Here is a 20,388-nt window from a genome sequence, read left to right on the forward strand (position 1 = left end):
CATGCACCGCCCGAAACAAGCATTACCCGGTCATCGTCGAACGCTCAGCCCATCGAGCGCCAGAGCTTTATCTACGTACTCGCAGGCATGGCTGTGACGGTCAATGAGCGGAGGACACCGTGAACGCGTCCCTTAAAGTTCAGACTCACCACCTCGAACGGAGCGCTTACCTCTACGTCCGGCAGTCGTCGATGCGGCAAGTCCTCGAGAATGTCGAGAGCACGAAGCGGCAATATGCCCTGCGTGGACGCGCGAAGGCGCTCGGCTGGCGCGACGAGCAGATCGTCACCATCGATAGCGACCAGGGGGAGTCTGGAGCATCGGCGTCCTGGCGGGAGGGGTTTCAACGATTGGTCACTGACGTGGGCATGGGCCGCGCAGGCATCGTCATGGGCCTGGAGGTGTCACGCCTGGCCCGAAACAATGCTGACTGGCATCGGCTCCTGGAAATCTGCGCGCTTGCTGATACGTTGATTCTCGACGAAGACGGGATATACGATCCAGCGAGCTTCAATGACCGGCTCCTGCTTGGGCTCAAGGGAACAATGAGTGAAGCCGAACTCCATGTTCTCAAAGCGCGACTACGAGGCGGAATCCTGAACAAGGTCAATCGCGGTGAGTATCGGTGCCTGCTACCAACCGGCTTCGTGTACGACGACCTTGGTAACGTAGTGCTTGACCCGGACTCCCAGGTCAGGGAGACAATCACTTACTTCTTCGAGACATTCTTGCGAGTCGGCTCTGCCAGCCAGACGGTCAAGGTCTTCAAGAAGGAAGGCCTCCTGTTCCCGTCCCGTATGCGCAACGCGAAGTTCTTAGTCTTCCAGCACCTCACCGCGTCGACGGCTCTTCGGATTCTGAACAATCCGCGTTACGCAGGTGCTTACGCCTACGGCCGGCGGCATTATCGCCGACTTGCAGACGGGCGGAAGGTGCCGAGAAAGCGCGATCGCAATGACTGGCTTGCTTGTATTCCGGACGCCCACCCTGGATACATTACATGGGAGCAGTTCCAGCAGAACCTTGCGGTTCTGGAGACGAATGGTCGCGGGTACAAAGTTGCGCGATCGTCGCCGCCTCGCGAGGGAGCTGCTCTTCTGCAGGGACGCGCCATCTGCGGTCGTTGTGGTCGGTACCTCCGGCTCCGGTATGCTACGCGACGCGGACGACAGGAAGCCTGGTATGTCTGCGATCGAGCACAAGGCGCTCGTGGAGAACCTTGCTGCCAGTCAATTGCGGGAGCGCCGATTGATGAGGCAGTTGGCGCATTGATCGTCGCGTCGATGACTCCGGCTGCCGTTGAGTTGGCATGGGAGATACGCAGGGAAATAGAAGCGCGTCACGATGAAGCCGACCGATTACGCCTGCGCGCTATCGAACGCGCCCGGTTCGATGCAGATCTTGCGCAACGGCGATTCATGCTGGTCGACCCAAGTAACCGACTGGTCGCCGACACACTCGAGCAAGAATGGAACGACAAGCTGCGCATATTGGCCGACGCGAGAGAACAAAGGGAGCGTAGCCAGCAGCAGGAGCGTCTCATACTCGACGATGCGATCCGCGACCGGCTCATCGCAATGACAGCGGACTTCAAAACACTTTGGCGTGATCCATCGCTGGCGAATCGAGAGCGAAAGCGGCTGCTAGCCTACATCGTCGAGGACGTCACACTGGTCAAACTTCCAGACGAAGGGACAACAAAGATTCACGTTCGCTTCAAGGCCGGCAAGACTGAAACGCTCACGGCGCAGAATCCCAAAACATCTGCCCAACAGGTCAAAACCCAGCCAGAGGTCCTCGAGCTCATCGACAAGCTTCTCGATGACCATACATGCTCTCAGATTGCGCAGCTCCTTAATGATCGGGGCATCCGTCCCGGCGGTTGTGTCCGTCCAGGTAAGGCAAACATCCGGTTTGATGCGCTGCGCGTCTCATATCTGGCTCAACGAAACGGCCTCCGCTCTCGTCGCGACAGACTGCGCGACCGCGGCATGCTCACGAAACTGGAGGCTGCATCTCGGCTCGGCATCCACGAAGCAACACTCACCAGGTGGGTCGAATACGGCCTTATCAAACGACACGCCTATAACGATTATGCGTTCCTCTATGAAGTCCCGGATTCCCACCCGCCTGTGAAGCACAGCAGCCGATGGGATCGACTCACTAACCGTGCGAAAGCGGCGCGAGCGAGCGTAGCATCTAAAACCCTCTGATCCGCGAATAGGAGTTGCAGTATGAATCCAGCTAGTTTGCGAACAGGCATAGCCCGCCGTCGCACCAGTAAAGCGCCTTCAACAGATCGCCGCGGCGGCCCCTGAACAGGAACACATGACCGGAGTACGGATCCCGATCCAGCATTGTCTGCACTTTCACCGCCAGAGAATTGAACCCGCAACGCATGTCTGTTGCGCCCGCAGCGATCCATATCTTCGTATTGCCCGGCAATCCGATCATTTCAGGCAATCCCGCAGAAACCGCTCGGCGAAGTCCAGCGATACACCACGGATGCGTACGCGTCGCTTGCCAACTTCAACCTCCACTTCGCAACTGGCACTCGGCGTCGTGGACGGCTCGCTCCTGGGCGGCGACGGCGCGTCAATAATGTTCACCGGCAACAATGCCGTCCCAGCGTCGTCCGGGCCAGTAATACGCGCCGCAATCGCCTCCATCTCCTTGCGGTAGCGCTGTCGCCACTTGAAGACCATGTTGACGTTCAGATCGTGCTCCCGCGCAATGCGCGACGCCGATGCGCCGGGTTTCAAGGTCTCCTCTCCAATGGCTCTGCGAAATGCCTCTGGAAAGTTCGCCCGTTTCGGCTCCGCTGTCACCACATCGTCAGGTCTGTCCATTTTTGCTCCCGCAAATTATTTCGCGGGCACCATATTGGACAACCACCGTCACCTTTTCCAGACGGCCATCATCAGATGCTTACTGAGAAAGGACTGGATGAGTTCCAGAACCCGGCCGTCCGAGATTCGCCCTCGCAAGAAGAGGTGAGTGCGGAATCGAGTCAAAATAGCTTTGCAGGTCGGCATCAACCACCCAGCAGTAGCCCGCTTTCAGATGCCGGTCTACTTCGCGTAGCGCATCCTTGCAGCCCAAGCCCGGGCGAAAGCCGTAGCTTCGCGGTTCGAACTCATGCTCAAAGATCGGCTCGATCACCAGTTTCGGGGCCGCCTGGACGACACGGTCCTTGACAGCGGGGATGCCGAGCGGGCGGCGTCCTTTACCTTTCGGTATGTAGACGCGCCGCACCGGCTGCGGGCGATAGCTGCCATCCTGCAATGCCTGCGCCAGTTCAGCGAGGTATCGATCTCGCGCTTGGGCGAATCGCTTCACGCTTATGCAGTCGACTCCCGCTGCCCCGGCGTTCTTCTTGACCAGTAGAACTATCGAACTCCAGGTCGCGACAAATTGCTTTTAAATCGTGTAGGTTTCGAACCAGAAGGCATCGACGTGCGGCGCATCGATGCAGGCGAAAGAGCAGGTGCGTGTGTCTGAATCGGAGACTGACAGCGTGTAATGCCCCTGATCAACAAGTCCGACGAGGAACTTCGGTTCATCGTGGATTGTGGCGGGTTCGTCGGCGTGACCATGTTCTCGCCGTTTCTCAAGAATGGACCGAATCGACGGTGGATATTTCGGGGGACGGGCAAAAATAGCCGGCGCGTTACCAGCGGGCGCCGAAGACCGCGCGCAGTTCTTCGAGTGCCGCTCCGTCGAGCGGTGTCGGCGGCGGATTTGTCATCAGCCACAAGCGCGCCGTCTCTTCCAGTTCTTCTAGCGCAAAGGCGGCCTGCGCGACAGAACGCTCCCACACCACCGGGCCGAGGCGTTCGAGCAATACCGCGCGAACGGTGTCGGCGAGCGCGGCGATCTGGACGGCCACTCGCGGTTCGCCCGGACGCCCATAGCGTATTAGCGGAACATGGCCTACTTTCATCACGTAGTACGGCGTGATCGGCGGCAGCACGTCGGCCTCGCTCCAGACTCCCGCCAGCGTCAACGCGACCAGATGCGTCGAATGCGTATGGACGATGCCGCGCGCCTCGCCATTGCGGGCATAGATGCCGCGATGCAGCGCCAACGTCTTCGACGGCTGCCCGCCCGACACCGCGTGACCGTCCAGATCGACCTTGGCGATGTCGGCCGGATCGAGCCGGCCTAGACAGGCGTCGGTCGGCGTGATCAGCCAGCCGTCGTCAAGCCGCGCGCTGATATTGCCGGCCGTGCCGACCGTGTAGCCGCGCTGGTGAAGACTCGCGCCGGTCACGCAGATCTCCTCGCGCACGCGGGCTTCGTTCGTGATGAGCAGACCGGCCGTGCCGCTCACGACGCGCCTCCGTCGAGATGACGCAACGCCTTGGCGAAGAAATCGGTCGAGCCGAAGTTGCCGGATTTCAGCGCGAGCGCGAGCGGTTCCGAATCGGTTGCTGTCGCAACGGTGGCCGGCACGCCCGGATCGATTTGCCCGCCGATCCGCAGCGTGCGCACGTCGAGCGCCTGCACCACCGCGCCAGATGTCTCGCCGCCCGCCACCACGAACTTGCGCACGCCGCGCTCGCGCAAGCCGCGCGCGAGCGCGGCCAGCGTTGACTCGACCAGATGCCCCGCCTGATTGACGCCGAGTTCGCGCTGCACCGCTTTGACTTCGTCGGGCGTTGTGGTGGCGTAGATCAGCACCGGCTCGGCGCGTTCGAGGTAGGGCTGAGCAAAGGCCAGTGCGTGCTCGACCACCGCTTCGCCGCGCGCCGCAGCGAGCGGGTCGACGCGAAACGCGGGCCGTGTCTCGCGCCATGTCGCTACCTGGGCGTTGGTCGCCTTCGACGCGCTACCGGCCAGCACTGCCGACAAGCCTTCCACGGGCGGCAACTGGGCAGCGTCGGCATGGTCGTCGAGCAGCCCCGCATCGCGGAAATTGCCCGGCAAGCCTAGGGCGATGCCCGAACCGCCCGTAATCAGTGGGAACTCGGCGCACGCGGCGCCGAGCGTGTGGAGGTCGGCGTCGGACACTGCGTCGGCGATTGCTATGCGCACGCCGTCGTTGCGCAACGCGTCGAACGCCGCACGCACGCTCCATACGCCATTGGCCACCGCGCCATATCGCACCAGCCCGACTTTCGACCGGGTCTGACGTTGCAGCACCCGCAAAAGATTCGCGTCGCGCATTGGCGTGAGCGGATGATTTTCCATCCCCGACTCGTTGAGCAGCACGTCGCCGACGAACAGATGGCCGCGAAAGATCGTGCGGCCGTTCTCGGGAAATGCTGGGCAAGCGATCGTAAAGGTGCTCTGGTTAGCGCCGTCGGCGCTCAGCGCATCGAGCAGCGCATCCGTCACCTGGCCGATATTGCCCCCATCGGTCGAATCGAACGTCGAACAGTACTTGAAGAAGAACTGGCGGCAGCCTTGCGCGCGCAGCCAGTCGAGCGCGGCGAGCGATTGCACGACCGCGTCGGCGGCCGCAATCGTGCGCGACTTCAGCGCGACCACCAGCGCGTCGGCTTCGATCGTTTCGTTGGATACAGGCACGCCGATCGTCTGCACCGTGCGCATGCCGCCGCGTACCAGCATGTTAGCGAGATCGGTCGCGCCGGTGAAGTCGTCGGCGATGCAGCCGAGCAGCGCGCGTTTCTTGGTAGCCGTCATAGCATCTCCCGCTCATTTCGCCGCCGGCACGTCGATGCCGGGAAAAATTCCGATCACTGAAGAAACGTCTGCGCCGCCGTGCCCGGCCGTCGATGCCATCATAAACATCTGATGCGTGGTCGCCGACAGTGGGAACGGGAATTTCGAGCGGCGCGCGGTATCGAGCACGAGGCCCAGGTCCTGGACGAAAATGTCGACCGCCGACACATGCACCCGAAAAACCGCGCGCAACGACGAGCGCGCGATACCTACGCTCATTGCACCAAGACCGGTGACACCGATATTTCTGGACATGCTTGTCCTCCACGAATTCGTTATGAGTTGTTGCGCCCGACGAGCCCGTGAGTTCACCGGACACATCTGCGCGTTACCCGCTCGACCTCAGTAAATACCCGCCTCCGCGTGCCGCCGCGGGGCGTTGTCCGTATGTGTTACGCCGCATTGCGCGCTGACATCGGATCGCGCGCGAATCGCGGCGGCGATGGCCACGTCTACGCACACCTGGCAAGAGAAGTCCCCGAGCAACGCTTCGTTGCGACGCGTGACGACCGTGCAGGTTTCCATGTAGTGGTTCAGGAACGTGAGCGTCTTGAGCAAACATGGATTCGCGGTGGCCGCCGGGATGGCGCGATGGTACGCGACGCCGTCCTCGCCATCGGCAACGCCGGTTCGATTCGGGCGAGCGCCGCGTCGATCGACGTGATGTCGGCAACGCTGAGGCGCATCGCGGCTTTCCACACCGCCTCCGCCGCGAGCGCGCGACCAAGCGCGAGGATTTGAACCGCCGAGTCGGGCTCGTCCCCTCCGCGGAGTCAATCCGCATGCAGTGCACGTTCGCGCTTGCAGCGCTCCGGACCTTTGCCGTTGCAAATAGCTATACGTCGTAACTGTTCGTCAACCTACAAAATGACATAGATTTTGCGCATCGTCTCTCGTCTCTCCGACGCACCTTCCGTGTCCCTCTCGAGGAAAAGCGTATCACCACCAGCGAAGTGAATCGTGTCCTCCCATCCGGCGTAGAGCGCGCGCGACCGGCGAGAATATGCATGACTTCCACTTGCCCAGCTGCACGCCGGTAGATGCCAGCCGTGTACCAAAACACGCCTGTATCGATCGCGTCGCGGCGAGGATCAGGCGCTGTACGCCGACGCCTTGACGGAAGTCGTTCCGGGCAATTCCACCGCGCCCCAGTCGCTGAGTCGCGTTAACGCCATGCTTTGCTTTACCTGCTGTATTTCCGGTGTTGGGTTACTCGAGACGATAGGTAAAGGATCACTGCGAAGCCGCGGTGCCCTGCTCGATCTTGCCGAGCCGCGCGACCGTCACGCCAGGGCGCAATTGCCTGAGCGAGGGCATGACGAGGACGCAATGATCGTAAGGCGTGCGCACCGGCTCGCCGTTCGACCAGCCGATCACGCTGCCTGCGTTCTCGAACACTTCGAGACCGGTGTAGTCGCCCGCAAACTTGAAGTCGACGCTGTCGGCGACAACCGCCTCGGTCACCCGCACAACGCGCATTTCGTCGGGCAGCGGGACAAACCATTGTTGCGGTAAGTCTTCTGCATCGACCACGCCCGAGAGCGTAAGGAAGCGCGCGGTAACGTCGCGTGCGACGGCAACGGCGCTCGCTTCCCAATGCTGGCCGCATTCGATCAGCAAGGCGTTCTTCTCGCTACCGGGGTCTCCGAATTCTCCGTAGTCGCGCATACGACGGCCTTCGCGGTGGCCTTCGTCGCATATCACGGTGGCGGGCGCGCCGAGTTTCAACGACAGTTCGACACCCTTGTCGAGTAGCCCTGCGACGATGAGCGGCGCACTTTTTTCGTGCATCGAATGCAGGTCGAGGAGCAGATCGACCGTATCGATTACCGGACGCATCTGGCGGGCTCTTTCCAGTTCGATCGAGGTTCTCGATCTATCGTCCAGCACCGCACGCGTCCACACGCGGTTGAAATCCTCGGCGACGAAACGTGCGGCATCAGGCTTTGCCGCATCGAATCGCCGGTAGGCCGCAACATTCGCGAAGGCGAGCGTAAGACGCCCACGACGCGGCCGCAACTTCGCGCGCAGCAGCTCATCGACCACGATCGCGCCGCACACTTCGTTGCCATGGGTGAGTGCATTGATCATCACATGCGCTCCGGGCACGCCCGAGCCAAAGGTATGCAGGTAGGGAATGCCGGTCCCGCTGCGTTCGTGCATCGAGATATCGGGGAATACGACTTCGATCGGATAGGGGTGCGTGTTCATTCAAGACCACCCTGACAGCGATATTTGATCGACAGGTAGTCGTCGAGCCCGTACTTCGACCCTTCGCGGCCATAACCCGATTCTTTCACACCGCCGAACGGCGCGGCCTCGCTCGCGAGCGCGCCCTCGTTGATGCCGACGATGCCGGCTTCAAGTCGCTGCGCGACGCGATCGATGCGGCGCATGTCCTCGCTATAGAAATAAGAGGCGAGGCCAAACGGCGTGTCGTTGGCGGCGCCGATGGCTTCGTCCTCGGTCTCGAAGCGGAAAAGCGGAACCACCGGCCCAAACGTCTCCTCGCAGCTGAGCTGCATCTGCGCGTTTGCGTCCGCGAGCACGGTAGGCGCGTAGTAGTTCGGGCCGAGTTCTGTGAGTCGCCTGCCGCCGGTTAACACCCGCGCGCCGCGGTTCACGGCGTCGTCGACGTGATGGGCGATCTTGTCGATGGCACGCGCGTTGATCATCGGGCCGATCTGCGCGGCCGGATCGGTGGCGGGCGCAACTTTCAGGGCCGCCACGCGCGTGGTAAGCAGGTCCGCGAACTTCTCGTACACGCCCGATTGCACGTAAACGCGATTCGGACACACGCAGGTCTGTCCGCCATTGCGGAACTTGGCCGCCATAAGACCGGCTGCGGCCGCGTCGAGGTCGGCGTCGTCGAAGACGATGAACGGCGCATTGCCGCCGAGTTCGAGCGAGAGCTTCTTGAGCGTGTCTGACGACTCGCGTGCCAGATACTTGCCGACCACCGTCGAGCCGGTGAAAGTGATCTTGTGCACGCGGCTATCGGCGAGCCAGTCGGCCACGGCGGGCACGGTATTCTCTCGCGACGCCGTGATCAGGTTCAGCACGCCCGCCGGCACCCCAGCCTCATGGGCGAGCAGCACGAGCGCGAGCGCCGTGAGCGGCGTGTCTTCGGCCGGCTTGCCGACGACGGTGCAGCCCACCGCCAGCGCGGGCGCGATCTTGCGTGCGATCATCGCGAGCGGGAAGTTCCAGGGCGTGATCGCCGCGACAATACCCACGGGCTCTTTCACCGCCGTCATGCGCTTGCCGCGCTGCTGGTTCGGAATGATGTCGCCGTAGACCCGCGTTGCTTCGGCGGCGAACCATGCAACATAAGACGCGCCGTACAGCACTTCGCCGCGGCCTTCCGCGAGCGGTTTGCCCTGTTCGAGCGAAATGAGTCGGCCGAGTTCGTCGGCATTCTCGATCATCAGGTCATGCCAGCGATGCAGTACCGCTGCGCGTTCCTTCGGCAGCGCGTCGCGCCATGCGGGGGAGGCCCGCGCGGCGGCGTCTGTCGCGACGCGCGCGTCGACGGGGCCGCTGTCGGCTACCTCGGCGATCTGTTCGCCGGTGGCCGGGTCGGTCACCGCAAAACGCTTGCCGCTTGCGGCGGGCATCCATCGACCGTCGATGAAGTTATCGGAGCGAACCAGATCGCTCAATGCGTACGTCTTACTCATCAGAAGCTCCTTTGCAATGTCCGGCAAGCCGTGCGGTAACTGCCTCGCCTACTTCTGTCGTGTTCGCGCGCCCGCCGAGGTCGCCGGTGTGCGGCCCTTCCTTAAGCACGGCTTCGATCGCAGCGACCATCGCATCATGGGCTTCGCGCTCCGCGCCCTGACCATTGCCGAGGAAGTCGAGCATCATCGCCGCCGACCAGATCATCGCGATCGGGTTGGCGATATTCTTACCGGCGATGTCCGGTGCCGATCCATGCACAGGCTCGAAGAGGGACGGGAACGCGCGGTCCGGATTCAGGTTGGCCGAGGGCGCGATGCCGATCGTGCCCGTACAGGCGGGGCCGAGATCCGAGAGGATGTCGCCGAACAGATTGGTCGCCACGACGACGTCGAAGCGGTCCGGCTGCAACACGAAGCGCGCGCACAGGATGTCTATGTGCTGTTTGTCCCACGCCACGTCGGGATAGACCGCGGCCACTTCGGCGGCACGCGCGTCCCACCACGGCATGCTGATCGAGATGCCGTTGCTCTTGGTCGCCACCGTGATCTTCTTCTCGCGGCGCCGTGCGAGATCAAACGCGAACTTCAGCACGCGCTCCGAGCCCTTGCGCGTGAAGATCGACTGCTGCATCACGACTTCGCGCTCGGTGCCTTCGAACATCGTCCCGCCCACCGACGAGTACTCGCCCTCGGTGTTCTCGCGCACTATCATGAAGTCGATGTCGCCCGGCTTGCGATCGGCGAGCGGCGACGGCACGCCGTCGAACAGACGCGCGGGACGCAGATTGATGTACTGGTCGAAATCCCGGCGGAACTTCAGCAGCGAGCCCCACAGCGAGATGTGATCGGGCACGGTGTCCGGCCAGCCGGCTGCGCCAAACAGGATCGCATCGGCGTTCGCGAGTTGCGCCTTCCAGTCGTCAGGCATCATCTGGCCGTGCTGTGCGTAGTAGTCGCAGCTCGCCCATTCGATATGCGTGTATTCGAGCCCGATGCCAAAACGTTGGCTGACGGCGTCGAGGGCGCGCAATGCTTCGGGCATTACTTCCTTGCCGATGCCGTCGCCGGGAATCACTGCGATACGGTATGGTTTGCGATTCATGCGAGGCTCCGCTTCAAGTCGCAAGAGATCAATTTCAACAAAGTCAGGTTCGCGCCTTCGATCAGCATTACTACGGATCTGCCGAAAGTCATTGCTTGTCGTGAATAGAGTGCCCAAGCGAGCCGATTTGCGCGCCATTCATTTTGTCGCCTACAAGGCGAGGGAACCGGGCAAGCGTCGGCTACCCGGCAGCTGCACGCCGAGGCACGCCCTTCGCGAAAGACTGAGGCATGAGCGGTATTGCCGTGCGGCTCGCACGGTCTGTGAGGAATGACGCGGGGTTTCGCAAGGACAGCGCCAGTGGCCCGAACTATACGCCTTACCGATCTTCGCGCGAAAAGAGCGTCTCGAGCGGGTAGACCGTCTTCACGAACGGCGACTTGATGACCAGGTAGCTGAAGTACTTCTCGATGCCAATATCGCGCTCTAGCAGTTCTTCGATAACGCTCTGATAATGACTGACGCTGCGCGTCATGAACTTGAGCAGGTAATCGTATCCGCCGCTCACAAGATGGCATTCGACGATCTCGTCGACATTGCGGATTGCCGCCACGAATTCGATGAAGTCCTCGCGATGATGGTCCGTCAATGTGACCTCGGTGAACACCACCTGCACGTCGCCGAGCTTTTCCAGCTGGATCCGCGCGCCATATCCAACGATATAACCCGCTTGCTCCAGCCGCCTCACTCGAATGAGGCACGGACTCGGCGATAGACCCACCGCGTCGGCAAGCTCGACGTTGGTGATACGGCCGCTCTTTTGCAGTTGCGAAAGTATCCGTAAATCGAGGCGATCGAGCTTGCAGCCGGTGCTCATGGTGATGGTCTCTATGCCGCATTTTGAAGTTGTTCCCGATCTTATCACGCAACCGTGCGGGTCGCGGCCGCGGGGCGGGATCGCAATGCGGCACGCACGTCGGGTTGCTCGAGCACGTCGTCGAGCGTTCTCTCGAGGCGCTCGAACATCAGTTCGAAATCGCTTTCCGAATAGCAAAGCGCAGGTGCAAAGCCAAGCACGTTGTCGCCGAACGCGCGCAACACCAGCCGGTTCTTATAGGCGGCAGCCGCGACCCGGTCAGGCAGGCAGAGGGACGGATCAAAGCCCTGCTTCGTCCCCTTATCCGACACGAGTTCGAGCGCGCCCAGCAGCCCGCGGTGACGCGAATCGCCGACGAGCGGATGCGCGAGCAGTGCGTCGAGCCCCTGTGCGAAGCGCGGAGCCAGTGCCACGCCGTTGGCGAGCAGGCCGCCCTCGCGGTAGAGCCGTATTACTTCCAGGCCGATCGCGGCGCTCACCGGATGTGCGGAATAGGTATGGCCGTGGCCGATCGCCGCCGACGCATCGCCGCCATCCGCGATGCCCTGGTACACAGCATCGGACATCAGCACCGCGCCCATTGGCGCATAGCCGGCGGTGAGACCTTTCGCGACTGTCATCAGGTCAGGCTCGACGTCTTCGGCTTCGCACGCGAACAACGGGCCGGTTCGCCCAAACCCGGTGATGACCTCGTCGGCGACGAACAGAATGTCGAGCTTGCGGCACGCTTCGCGCATCGCCTTGAGCCAGCCGACGGGCGGCACGATCACCCCGCCGGAGCCCTGGATCGGCTCGCAGAAGAACGCCGCGACGTTCTCGGCGCCGAGCGCTGCAACCTTCGCTTCCAGGGCGGCGACTGACGCGGCGATCAGCGCGGCGTCATCCTTGAACGTATTGCGGTACGCATAGGGCGACGGGATGTGATGCTGATTCGGCAGCGGCATATCGAAGTTCCGATGGAACACCGGCAGCGCAGTCAAGCCCGCACCGATCGACGATGAGCCGTGATAGCCGCGCTTGAGCGCGATGATGTGCTTCTTCGATGCACGGCCTGTCGCATTGAAGTAGTGAGTGATGAAGCGCAGCGCGGAATCGACGGCGTCGGAGCCACCCAGCGTGAAATACACGTGCTGCAGCGAAGCAGGCGACAGTTCGACGAGCTTGGCGGCCAACTCAATTGCAGGCCTGGAGCCGAAGTGAAAGTATCCGGTCGCATAGGGCAGGCGCGCCATCTGCTCGTTGGCGGCTCTCACGATGCTTTCCTGCCCATAACCGACGTTCACACACCACAGACCTGAGAACGCATCGAGCAGTTCGTTACCCTGAATATCATGCAGGAACACGCCGTGCGCAGAATCGAGGATGGTTACGCCACGCGCTTCGTGCGCGCGATAGCTGACTACCGGGTGGATCAGATGCTTGCGGTCAGCGTCGATGAGTGATTGAATCGGCATGGTTGGTTCCGTTTTGGGGCGGGCTGTGGAGGATTCCATCATACCGAGTGAGCGCATGTGAACGTGCTGCCAAAACGTCGCTATAAAAGCGCGGATGCCGCGTTTTATGATGCGCTCGCAGCATTTTCTGCTGCGAGCGTGCTGGCGGATCTAATAGCCGCGGCTGCGGTCGATTACACCCAGAAGCGGCTCGCTGGCGCAATGGCGGCGGATGTTCTCGAGCACCACATCGACCGCGGTGTCAGGCCGCGTCGCGCTCGCGATGTGCGGCGTGATGCGCACGCGCGGATGCCCCCACAGCGCATGCGTGGCAGGCAACGGCTCGGGGTCGGTGACGTCGAGGATTGCGTTGCGAAGCTGGCCGCTCGCAAGCGCAGCGAGCAGATCGTCCTGGTTCAGATGCGGTCCGCGCCCGACATTCACGAGCGACGCGCCTCGCGGCAACGCAGTGAAGAGCTTCGCGTTCAGAAGCCCGCGCGTCGCCTCGGTGAGCGGTAACAGGCAGACCAGCACATCCGTGCGCGCGAGGAACGCAGTGAGCGCTTCGCTTCCCGCATAGCAATCGATGCCGTCGAGCGAGCGCGGTTTGCGGCTCCAGCCCGCACACGGAAAGCCGAAGAGTCGCAAGCGTTCCAGCACGGCGGTTCCGAGCACGCCCAGCCCGAGCACGCCGACGCGCCGCGAGGCGGCCGCGCGCACCGGCATCTCGCGCCATTCGCGTGCCACCTGGTGCTGCGTGTAGTCGAACAGATCGCGATGGATCGTGAGCACCGCTTGGGTCACATACTCGACCATCCCCTCGACGATGCCCGGCTCGATCATGCGCACGACTGGCAGATGCTGCGGCACACGCGACAGATCGAACTGATCAATGCCTGCGCCGACGGAAAACATCACTTCGAGACTGGGCAACGTGCGTTTCAGGTCTTCTGGCGGCTGCCAAGCAGCAAGGTAGCGAATCGAAGCCGGGTCGCCGATGTCGGGCCACAGGCGAAACTCGATTTCCGGCGCTTTCTGCGCAAAGAGTCGCGCCCATTGTTGGCCGCGCGCCGGATCGGCCTTGTAGAGAAACGTCACCGCGTTAGCCGAGCGCCTGATTGATGATGGCGAATTGCCTCACGTCATCATCGGCGCGCGGCGAACCGTTGCGCGCCATCTTCGCCACGGTATCGACGCGTATGAGGCCGAGCCCATCAAGCCATTCGGAAAATGTGCTTTCGCCCGGCGTATCGATGCGCACAAACACTCCCTCGTTGCGCGCGAGCCAATGGCTGATGAGGGCCTTCGCGCGGCTCGAATCCTCGGAGTCGGGCGCGACCACTGGCCCGATCACGTAGCCGCGTCCGAAGCGCCGGAACAACGAGAAACCCAGCAGTTCGCCGTCGCGATCCAGAGCGATGCCGTCGGAGAGTTCCAGCAGCGACGGCAGCAGCGCACTGCGATCGACGCCGCTCGCACGCGAGGCGAGCGCGATCAGCTGGGGGGTGTCGTTCGCCCCGAGCGGGCGCAGCCGCTCGCCCGGCGGCAGTGAGACCAGTGGTGGCTGAAAGGCGGCGCCCTGGTGCTGATTGATCGTTCCGATCTTCGCGAAGCCAAGTTTTTCGTACAGCGGCTCGCCGGCGACGGTAGCGTGAAGCAGCGTGGTTCTGTCGCCCAGTGCTTCCAGCAGCAGTTCCATCAGCTTGCGCCCGATGCCGTGCCCCTGGCGTTCAGGCGACACGATCACCATGCCGAGCGAAGCGTGGTCGCCTCCGTATTTCCAGCACAGTGCCGTGCCAACGACACCGCTCGCGTCCTCGGCGACGAACCCCTCGCCCGCCTTTGCGACGAAGCGCCAATCATCCACGCGATGCGGCCAGTTGATCTGGCTCGATAGCGCATAGGCCGCGGCGAGGTCGTTGTCGGTAAAGGGCCGATAGGAGAGCGCGAGCTTCTCCATGCGGGTTTCTGTCGGGTCGGACATGCCGGCCTCCTTGCAAAAAATTACGCCGCCACTCTCGCATTCCGATGCGGCATTGTCTACGACCTTGACTGGGTTGGCGCAAATTCGATGCAAAACGCGCTGTTGCGGCATTCAAAACCGTCGCGATCTGCTGAATCGCGCTTTTTGTCAGTGACATATGTAGACCCGCTGGGCATATGATTTCTTCAACATTCACAGCATGAATCAAGGGAAGGGGAGACTCATATGGACAGTTTCGATCCGGGCAAGATCGTGGTGCGCGGGGGACACTTCATCGGCGGGCGATATGTCGATGAAGGTACTCAGCGGATTGACGTGGCGCGGCCGTCCGATGGCGTCGTCTATGCCACAGTGCCGCTCGCCGATGCCGCTATGATCGACCGTGCCGTAGAGAACTCGTGGGCTGCGTTCAGGACGAGCGGCTGGGCCACCATGGCACCCCGCGAGCGCGCCGGCATCCTGCGCCGCTTCGCGGACCTGGTTGCCGCCGACACTGACACGCTCGCCCCGCTCGAAGCTCTCGGCTCGACACGCCCGGTCCGTGATGCCGTCGCTTGGGACGTGCCGTTCACAGCCGAAGGCATCCGCTTTTACGCGGAGTTCGCGGACAAGATCGGCGGCGACGTCGCAGCAACCGATCACGACCATCTGGGCATGACGATCGCCGAGCCGTATGGCGTGATCGCCGCGATTGCGCCGTGGAATTTTCCGCTGGTAATGGCGTCGTGGAAGATCGCCCCCGCGCTCGCGGCGGGCAACGCAGTGGTCCTCAAGCCCTCGGAGATGACGCCGTTTTCGGCACTGCGCCTGGCCGAGCTCGCGGTCGCGGCGGGCGTGCCGGCGGGCATCTTCAACGTCGTGCAGGGCAACGGCCGCACCACGGGCGACGCGCTCGTGCGGCATCCGCGCATCGGGAAGGTGACGTTCACCGGCTCCACCCGCACGGGCGCGGCAATCATGGCCGCATGCGCCGAGAGCGGCACCAAGCCGGTTACGCTCGAGCTTGGCGGCAAGAGCCCGCAACTCGTTTTCGCCGACGCGCCGCGCCTTGACGAGGTCGCGCGCCGCATCGCCGGTGCGATCTCGGGCAACGCAGGTCAGGTATGCAATGCGGGCTCGAGGCTGCTGGTCGAACGCTCGATTGCGGACGAACTGACCGGACGAATCCAGCGGGTGTTCGCGCAGTTGAAGGCCGGCGCGACCTGGCGGCCTGACACCACTCTCGCGCCGATCATCTCGGAGTCGCAGGCAGCGCGCGTCGAAGCGATTGTGGAGCGCACCATAAAGCATGGCGCGACTCTGTGCTACGGCGGTAAACGCGTGGACGGCGGAATGCCCGGCGCGTTCTACTCGCCGACGATCCTTGCCGACGTCACGCAGCAATCCGAAGCCGTGCGCGAGGAAGTGTTCGGGCCCGTGCTCACGGTGCAAACCTTCGATACGGATGACCAGGCGCTCGAACTCGCCCGGCACGCCGACTACGGTCTCGCGGCTGGCGTGCATACCGCCGACATCGGTCGCGCGCTGCGATTCGTGCGTGGCATCGAAGCGGGCACGGTGTGGGTCAACCGCTACGGACGAACCAGCGACTTCATCATACCGACGGGCGGCTACAAGCGCTCCGGTATCGGCAAGGATCTCGGTCGGCAGGCTTACGAAGCGAACCTGCGCTTCAAGAGTGTGCTAATCGACATTCGGCCGTCATCCGGTGCTGTGGTTCGAGAGACGGCGGAAAACTAGCAGCCATGGCTCATTCAACGTGATTTGCCCGGGCACTTGCAGTGCGTTCGACGGTAGTGATGGAATCCTCACTTAGTACAAACCCGACACGGCAATCGTCTTGGGCCATTCACCGCAGACTGTGCTGTTAGGGTCACTAATAAAAGATGCGTTGTGCTTTTTGCCCACTCAAATCAGCGACACCCTGACTTTTTGCGCTGGTTAAATACTCGACAGGAAGAAGCTTTCTTCTCGCCACCGAACTTCAACGTTCACCTTACGATAGGACTATCATCATGATCGATTTCGAGCCGAAGTACATCACCTTTGACTGCTATGGCACGCTGACGAAGTTCCGCATGGCCGAGATGGCTCGCGAGGTTTACGGGGACCGTTTGCAAGGTGCGCAGCTGGAGCGGTTCGTCACCTTCTTCGCCGGCTATCGGCTTGATGAGGTGCTCGGTGCATGGAAGCCGTATCGCGATGTCGTCGTCAATTCGGTGCGCCGCACGTGTCAGCGGATGGGCGTTGCATTCGACGAGAGTGAGGCCGAGAAGTTCTATGTGGCCGTACCTACCTGGGGCCCGCACCCTGACGTCCCGGAAGGTCTCTCGCGGCTCGCTAAGAAGTATAAGCTCGTGGCTCTGTCGAATGCCTCGGACGACCAGATCCAGAGCAACGTCGACAAGCTCGGTGCGCCGTTCCATAAGGTGTTCACCGCGCAGCAGGCTCAGTCGTACAAGCCGCGCATGCAGGGCTTCGAGTACATGTTCGACCAGCTGGATTGCAACCCCGAAGACGTGCTGCATGTGTCGTCGAGCTTGCGCTACGACCTGATGACCGCGCACGATTTGGGTGTGAAGCACAAGGCGTTCATCAACCGCGGCCACGAACCGTCCACGCCGTATTACGACTACTACGAGGTCAACGACATCGGCGGTCTTGCCACGCTGCTTGGTCTCTAAGTACGCATTCGAGAATGCCACTGCGCACGCCATCGCATACGGAGGTCACACGATGAAGCTCGATTCCTACTGGCTCGACACCGCGCCAGCCTGCCAAGGGGTGAGCGAGGGACCGGCCGAAGGTCCCGTCGATGTCGCGGTGATCGGCGGCGGCTTTACGGGCCTCTCGGCGGCGCTGGCGCTCGCGAAGCGCGGCGCGGCGGTTGCCGTGCTCGAGGCGGGCCGTATCGGCGGTGGCGCATCGGGGCGCAACGGCGGCCAGTGCAACACCGGCGTGGCGCAGGATTACGTCGCGCTTCATGCGCAGCTCGGCGCGCAGCGCGCACGTGGCTGTTATCAGGCGTATGCGGCAGCGGTCTCTACGGTGGAGCGTCTGATCCGCGAGGAACAGATCGACTGCGACTACCTCGCTTCAGGCAAGCTGAAACTCGCGTCGAAGCCGCATCATCTGGACCGCCTCGAAAAGACCGCCGAACTGATCCGTCGTGAGGTCGATGCTGATGTCGAACTGATCGGCGGCGATCGCATTCGCAGCGAGGTCGGCTCGGGCAATTTCTACGGCGGCTTGCTGCAAAAGCGCGGCGGCCAGATGCATATGGGCAAGTTCGCGGTGGGGCTGGCGAATGCGGCCGCCCGCAGCGGCGCGCGGCTTTTCGACGGCGCAGAAGTGACGCGCATCGAAAAGGAAGGCGGCGCCTATCGGATCGTATCGGCGCGCGGCGAACTGCGCGCGAGCCAGGTACTGATCGCGACGGGGCCGTCTCGCCATGGACCGTTCGGATGGTATCGGCGGCGCATGGCGCCGGTCGGTTCGTTCATCGTCGTGACCGAACCGTTGCCGGGGGCGGATCTCGCGGAGCTTTTGCCGAACCGTCGGTCGTATGTAACGAGCCGCCTGATGCACAACTACTTTCGCGTGACGCCGGACTCACGGCTTCTCTTCGGGGGACGGGCGCGCTTCACGGCATCGGAGCAACCATCTGACGCGAAGAGCGGGCGCATCCTGAAAGCGAACCTCGCGCAGATGTTCCCGAGCCTCTCGAATGTGCGCATCGACTATTGCTGGGGCGGGCTGGTCGACATCACGGCGGACCGCCTGCCGCGAGCAGGCCAGCACGACGGCATCTACTTTTCGATGGGCTACAGCGGCCACGGCACGCAGATGTCGACGCACATGGGCCAGGTCATGGCCGCGGTGATGGGCGGCGATGCAGCAGCGAACCCCTGGCGCGACTTCGATTGGCCAGCGATTCCGGGTCATACGGGCAAGCCGTGGTTTCTACCGCTCGTGGGCGCTTATTACCAGATCAAAGATGTATTTTATTGACCAGACAGGCAGCGTTCCAGCTGTCGAATTCCAAAGGCGGTCCAATCCGGAGGAGATCATGAAAACAGATAAATCGCACCTGGTGCAGCTCGAAGAACTGACGCAGCGCGGCGCCTCCCGGCGCGATGTGCTCCGCGCCCTCGCCGCGGGCGGCATGATGTCGTTGACTGGCGCGGGCCTTCTCGCAAAGACCGGCACGGCCCTCGCGCAGGGCACGCCCAGGCAGGGCGGCAAAATCCGCGTGGCGTCGCAGTCTGCATCGTCCGCCGACACGCTTGATCCCGCGAAGGGTGCAAACAACACCGACTACGTTCGCGCCAACATGGTGTACAACGGGCTGACCGAACTGGACGAACACCTTGGCGCAAAGATGGCGCTCGCCGAATCGGTGGAGACGAAGGATGCAATCGTGTGGGTGGTGAAGCTGAGAAAGGGCGTACAGTTTCACGACGGCAAGGCGCTCGCACCCGCAGATGTCATCTATTCGATCATGCGCCACAAGGACCCGGCGACTGCATCGAAGGCAAAGACGCTTGCCGACCAGATAAAGGATGTGAAAGCCTCTGGCCCGAACGAAGTCACGATTACGCTCGAGGGCGCAAATGCCGATCTGCCCGTGATTCTCGCGATCTCGCATTTCCTCATCGTCAAAGATGGCACGAAGGACTTCAAAACGGCTATCGGTACCGGCCCCTTCAAGGTGAAGGAATTCTCGCCCGGCGTGCGGACGGTCGTCGTGCGCAACCCGAACTACTGGAAGAGCGGTCTGCCACATCTGGACGAGATCGAACTGATCGGCATCGGCGACGAACCGTCGCGCGTGAACGCGCTGCTGTCGGGCGACGTGCAACTGATCAACGTGGTCGCGCCGAACTCAACCGCGCGCATCAAGAGCACGCCCGGCTTCGCGGTGGTGGAGACCAAGACGGGCGCCTACACGGACCTGATCATGCGCGACGAAGGTGGCATTACCGGCAACGAGGATTTCCGCCGCGGAATGAAGTACCTGCTGGACCGCGAGCAGATCCACCGTGCGGTGTTCCGGGGCTACGGCACGATTGCCAACGATCAACCGATTGCCCCGAGCAATAAATACTATCTCGCGGGCCTGCCGCAGCGTACGTTTGATCCTGACAAGGCGAAGTTCTATTTCCAGAAGGCTAAGGTAGGCAGCACGCCGCTTCAGGTCTTCGCGTCGCCCGCCGCGGACGGTTCCGTCGACATGGCGTTGCTACTGCAGCAGGTTGCTCCGCAGGCGGGCCTCAACCTTCAGGTGAGCCGTGTGCCGGCGGACGGCTACTGGTCCAATCACTGGATGAAACATCCGCTCGGTTACGGCAACATCAACGCGCGGCCTAGCGCGGACGTGGTGTTCACGCAGTTCTTCCAGTCCAACGCGACGTGGAACGAAGCAAACTGGAAGAACCCGAAGTTCGACCAGATGCTGCTGGCCGCGCGCGGCGAGCCCGACGACGCGAAGCGCAAGAAGATCTACGGCGACATGCAGGTGCTGGTGCATGAAAGCGGCGGCGTCGGCATTGCGCAGTTCGACAGTTCGCTTGACGCCCACACAGCGAAGCTCAAGGGCCTCGGCTCGATTCCGCTGATGGGGTTGATGGGCGGCATGTTCGCCGAGCACGTGTGGCTCGAAGCGTGAAGCGGTTCGTTTGATG

19 protein-coding genes and 1 pseudogene are annotated in these 20,388 nt (G+C 62.4%); 6 read left to right on the top strand and 14 right to left on the bottom strand.

Annotated features, from left to right (window positions below; translation table 11 throughout):
* The first annotated feature begins 119 nt into the window (after positions 1-119).
* Positions 120-2,213, top strand: a complete 2,094-nt coding sequence (locus tag E1N52_RS35155; RefSeq protein ID WP_133188496.1) for a recombinase family protein — start codon at positions 120-122, stop codon at positions 2,211-2,213.
* 31 nt (positions 2,214-2,244) lie between these two features.
* Here the strand turns inward: E1N52_RS35155 and tnpB are convergent, their stop codons facing one another.
* The 7 genes and pseudogenes from tnpB to E1N52_RS35190 all read right to left on the bottom strand — a co-directional run bounded on the left by tnpB (position 2,245) and on the right by E1N52_RS35190 (position 6,246).
* Positions 2,245-2,454, bottom strand: coding sequence for an IS66 family insertion sequence element accessory protein TnpB (gene tnpB, locus E1N52_RS35160; RefSeq protein WP_133188498.1), 210 nt, complete (start codon positions 2,452-2,454; stop codon positions 2,245-2,247).
* Positions 2,451-2,849 (bottom strand): IS66-like element accessory protein TnpA, encoded by a 399-nt coding sequence (tnpA, locus tag E1N52_RS35165; protein ID WP_133188500.1) that lies wholly within the window; start codon positions 2,847-2,849, stop codon positions 2,451-2,453. The genes tnpB and tnpA overlap by 4 nt, the downstream gene beginning before the upstream one ends.
* 79 nt (positions 2,850-2,928) lie before the next feature.
* Entirely contained in the window at positions 2,929-3,339 is a 411-nt protein-coding gene (locus E1N52_RS35170; RefSeq protein ID WP_205965716.1) for a reverse transcriptase domain-containing protein, read from the bottom strand.
* Between the two features lie 331 nt (positions 3,340-3,670).
* Positions 3,671-4,333 carry a 3-oxo-tetronate 4-phosphate decarboxylase gene (otnC, locus tag E1N52_RS35175; protein ID WP_205965717.1) on the bottom strand — a complete coding sequence of 221 codons (663 nt, stop codon included), beginning with the start codon at positions 4,331-4,333 and terminating at the stop codon, positions 3,671-3,673.
* On the bottom strand, positions 4,330-5,649 hold the full coding sequence (gene otnK, locus E1N52_RS35180; protein WP_133188502.1) for a 3-oxo-tetronate kinase: 1,320 nt from the start codon (positions 5,647-5,649) through the stop codon (positions 4,330-4,332). Before otnK ends, otnC begins: the two co-directional genes overlap by 4 nt.
* A gap of 12 nt (positions 5,650-5,661) precedes the next feature.
* Positions 5,662-5,856 (bottom strand): annotated as a pseudogene (locus E1N52_RS35185) (NAD-binding protein); the annotation flags it as partial.
* Positions 5,857-6,030: 174 nt separating this feature from the next.
* Positions 6,031-6,246, bottom strand: coding sequence for a hypothetical protein (locus E1N52_RS35190; protein WP_133188504.1), 216 nt, complete (start codon positions 6,244-6,246; stop codon positions 6,031-6,033).
* Positions 6,247-6,279: 33 nt separating this feature from the next.
* On the opposite strand from E1N52_RS35190, the gene E1N52_RS44305 reads away from it, so the two are divergent.
* The gene (locus tag E1N52_RS44305) at positions 6,280-6,429 is read left to right on the top strand and encodes a hypothetical protein (protein WP_165979512.1); all 150 of its coding nucleotides are present in this window, start codon (positions 6,280-6,282) and stop codon (positions 6,427-6,429) included.
* 492 nt (positions 6,430-6,921) lie between these two features.
* Here the strand turns inward: E1N52_RS44305 and E1N52_RS35200 are convergent, their stop codons facing one another.
* The 7 genes from E1N52_RS35200 to E1N52_RS35230 form a co-directional block, all read right to left on the bottom strand.
* Positions 6,922-7,899: a M14 family metallopeptidase gene (locus E1N52_RS35200; protein ID WP_133188506.1), complete on the bottom strand. Its 978-nt coding sequence runs from the start codon at positions 7,897-7,899 to the stop codon at positions 6,922-6,924.
* Positions 7,896-9,368: an NAD-dependent succinate-semialdehyde dehydrogenase gene (locus E1N52_RS35205; protein ID WP_133188508.1), complete on the bottom strand. Its 1,473-nt coding sequence runs from the start codon at positions 9,366-9,368 to the stop codon at positions 7,896-7,898. Before E1N52_RS35205 ends, E1N52_RS35200 begins: the two co-directional genes overlap by 4 nt.
* Positions 9,361-10,470, bottom strand: coding sequence for a tartrate dehydrogenase (locus tag E1N52_RS35210; RefSeq protein ID WP_133188509.1), 1,110 nt, complete (start codon positions 10,468-10,470; stop codon positions 9,361-9,363). Before E1N52_RS35210 ends, E1N52_RS35205 begins: the two co-directional genes overlap by 8 nt.
* A gap of 319 nt (positions 10,471-10,789) precedes the next feature.
* A complete protein-coding gene (locus E1N52_RS35215; protein ID WP_133188511.1) occupies positions 10,790-11,287 on the bottom strand; it encodes an Lrp/AsnC family transcriptional regulator in 498 nt (165 codons plus the stop codon).
* Between the two features lie 44 nt (positions 11,288-11,331).
* A complete protein-coding gene (locus E1N52_RS35220) occupies positions 11,332-12,741 on the bottom strand; it encodes an aspartate aminotransferase family protein (protein ID WP_133188513.1) in 1,410 nt (469 codons plus the stop codon).
* Between the two features lie 150 nt (positions 12,742-12,891).
* Positions 12,892-13,818, bottom strand: coding sequence for a 2-hydroxyacid dehydrogenase (locus tag E1N52_RS35225; protein WP_133188515.1), 927 nt, complete (start codon positions 13,816-13,818; stop codon positions 12,892-12,894).
* Positions 13,819-13,822: 4 nt separating this feature from the next.
* A complete protein-coding gene (locus tag E1N52_RS35230) occupies positions 13,823-14,704 on the bottom strand; it encodes a GNAT family N-acetyltransferase (RefSeq protein WP_133188517.1) in 882 nt (293 codons plus the stop codon).
* Positions 14,705-14,929: 225 nt separating this feature from the next.
* Between E1N52_RS35230 and E1N52_RS35235 the strand changes: the two genes are divergently transcribed.
* The 4 genes from E1N52_RS35235 to E1N52_RS35250 all read left to right on the top strand — a co-directional run bounded on the left by E1N52_RS35235 (position 14,930) and on the right by E1N52_RS35250 (position 20,372).
* Positions 14,930-16,444: an aldehyde dehydrogenase family protein gene (locus tag E1N52_RS35235; RefSeq protein WP_133188519.1), complete on the top strand. Its 1,515-nt coding sequence runs from the start codon at positions 14,930-14,932 to the stop codon at positions 16,442-16,444.
* Between the two features lie 275 nt (positions 16,445-16,719).
* Complete coding sequence (locus tag E1N52_RS35240) at positions 16,720-17,388, top strand: haloacid dehalogenase type II (RefSeq protein ID WP_133188521.1); 669 nt, start codon at positions 16,720-16,722, stop codon at positions 17,386-17,388.
* Positions 17,389-17,440: 52 nt separating this feature from the next.
* Positions 17,441-18,715, top strand: coding sequence for an NAD(P)/FAD-dependent oxidoreductase (locus E1N52_RS35245; RefSeq protein WP_133188523.1), 1,275 nt, complete (start codon positions 17,441-17,443; stop codon positions 18,713-18,715).
* Positions 18,716-18,773: 58 nt separating this feature from the next.
* The gene (locus E1N52_RS35250) at positions 18,774-20,372 is read left to right on the top strand and encodes an ABC transporter substrate-binding protein (RefSeq protein WP_133188525.1); all 1,599 of its coding nucleotides are present in this window, start codon (positions 18,774-18,776) and stop codon (positions 20,370-20,372) included.
* Positions 20,373-20,388: the final 16 nt, after the last annotated feature.

Source organism: Paraburkholderia guartelaensis (assembly GCF_004353905.1).
GTDB classification, from domain to species: domain Bacteria; phylum Pseudomonadota; class Gammaproteobacteria; order Burkholderiales; family Burkholderiaceae; genus Paraburkholderia; species Paraburkholderia guartelaensis.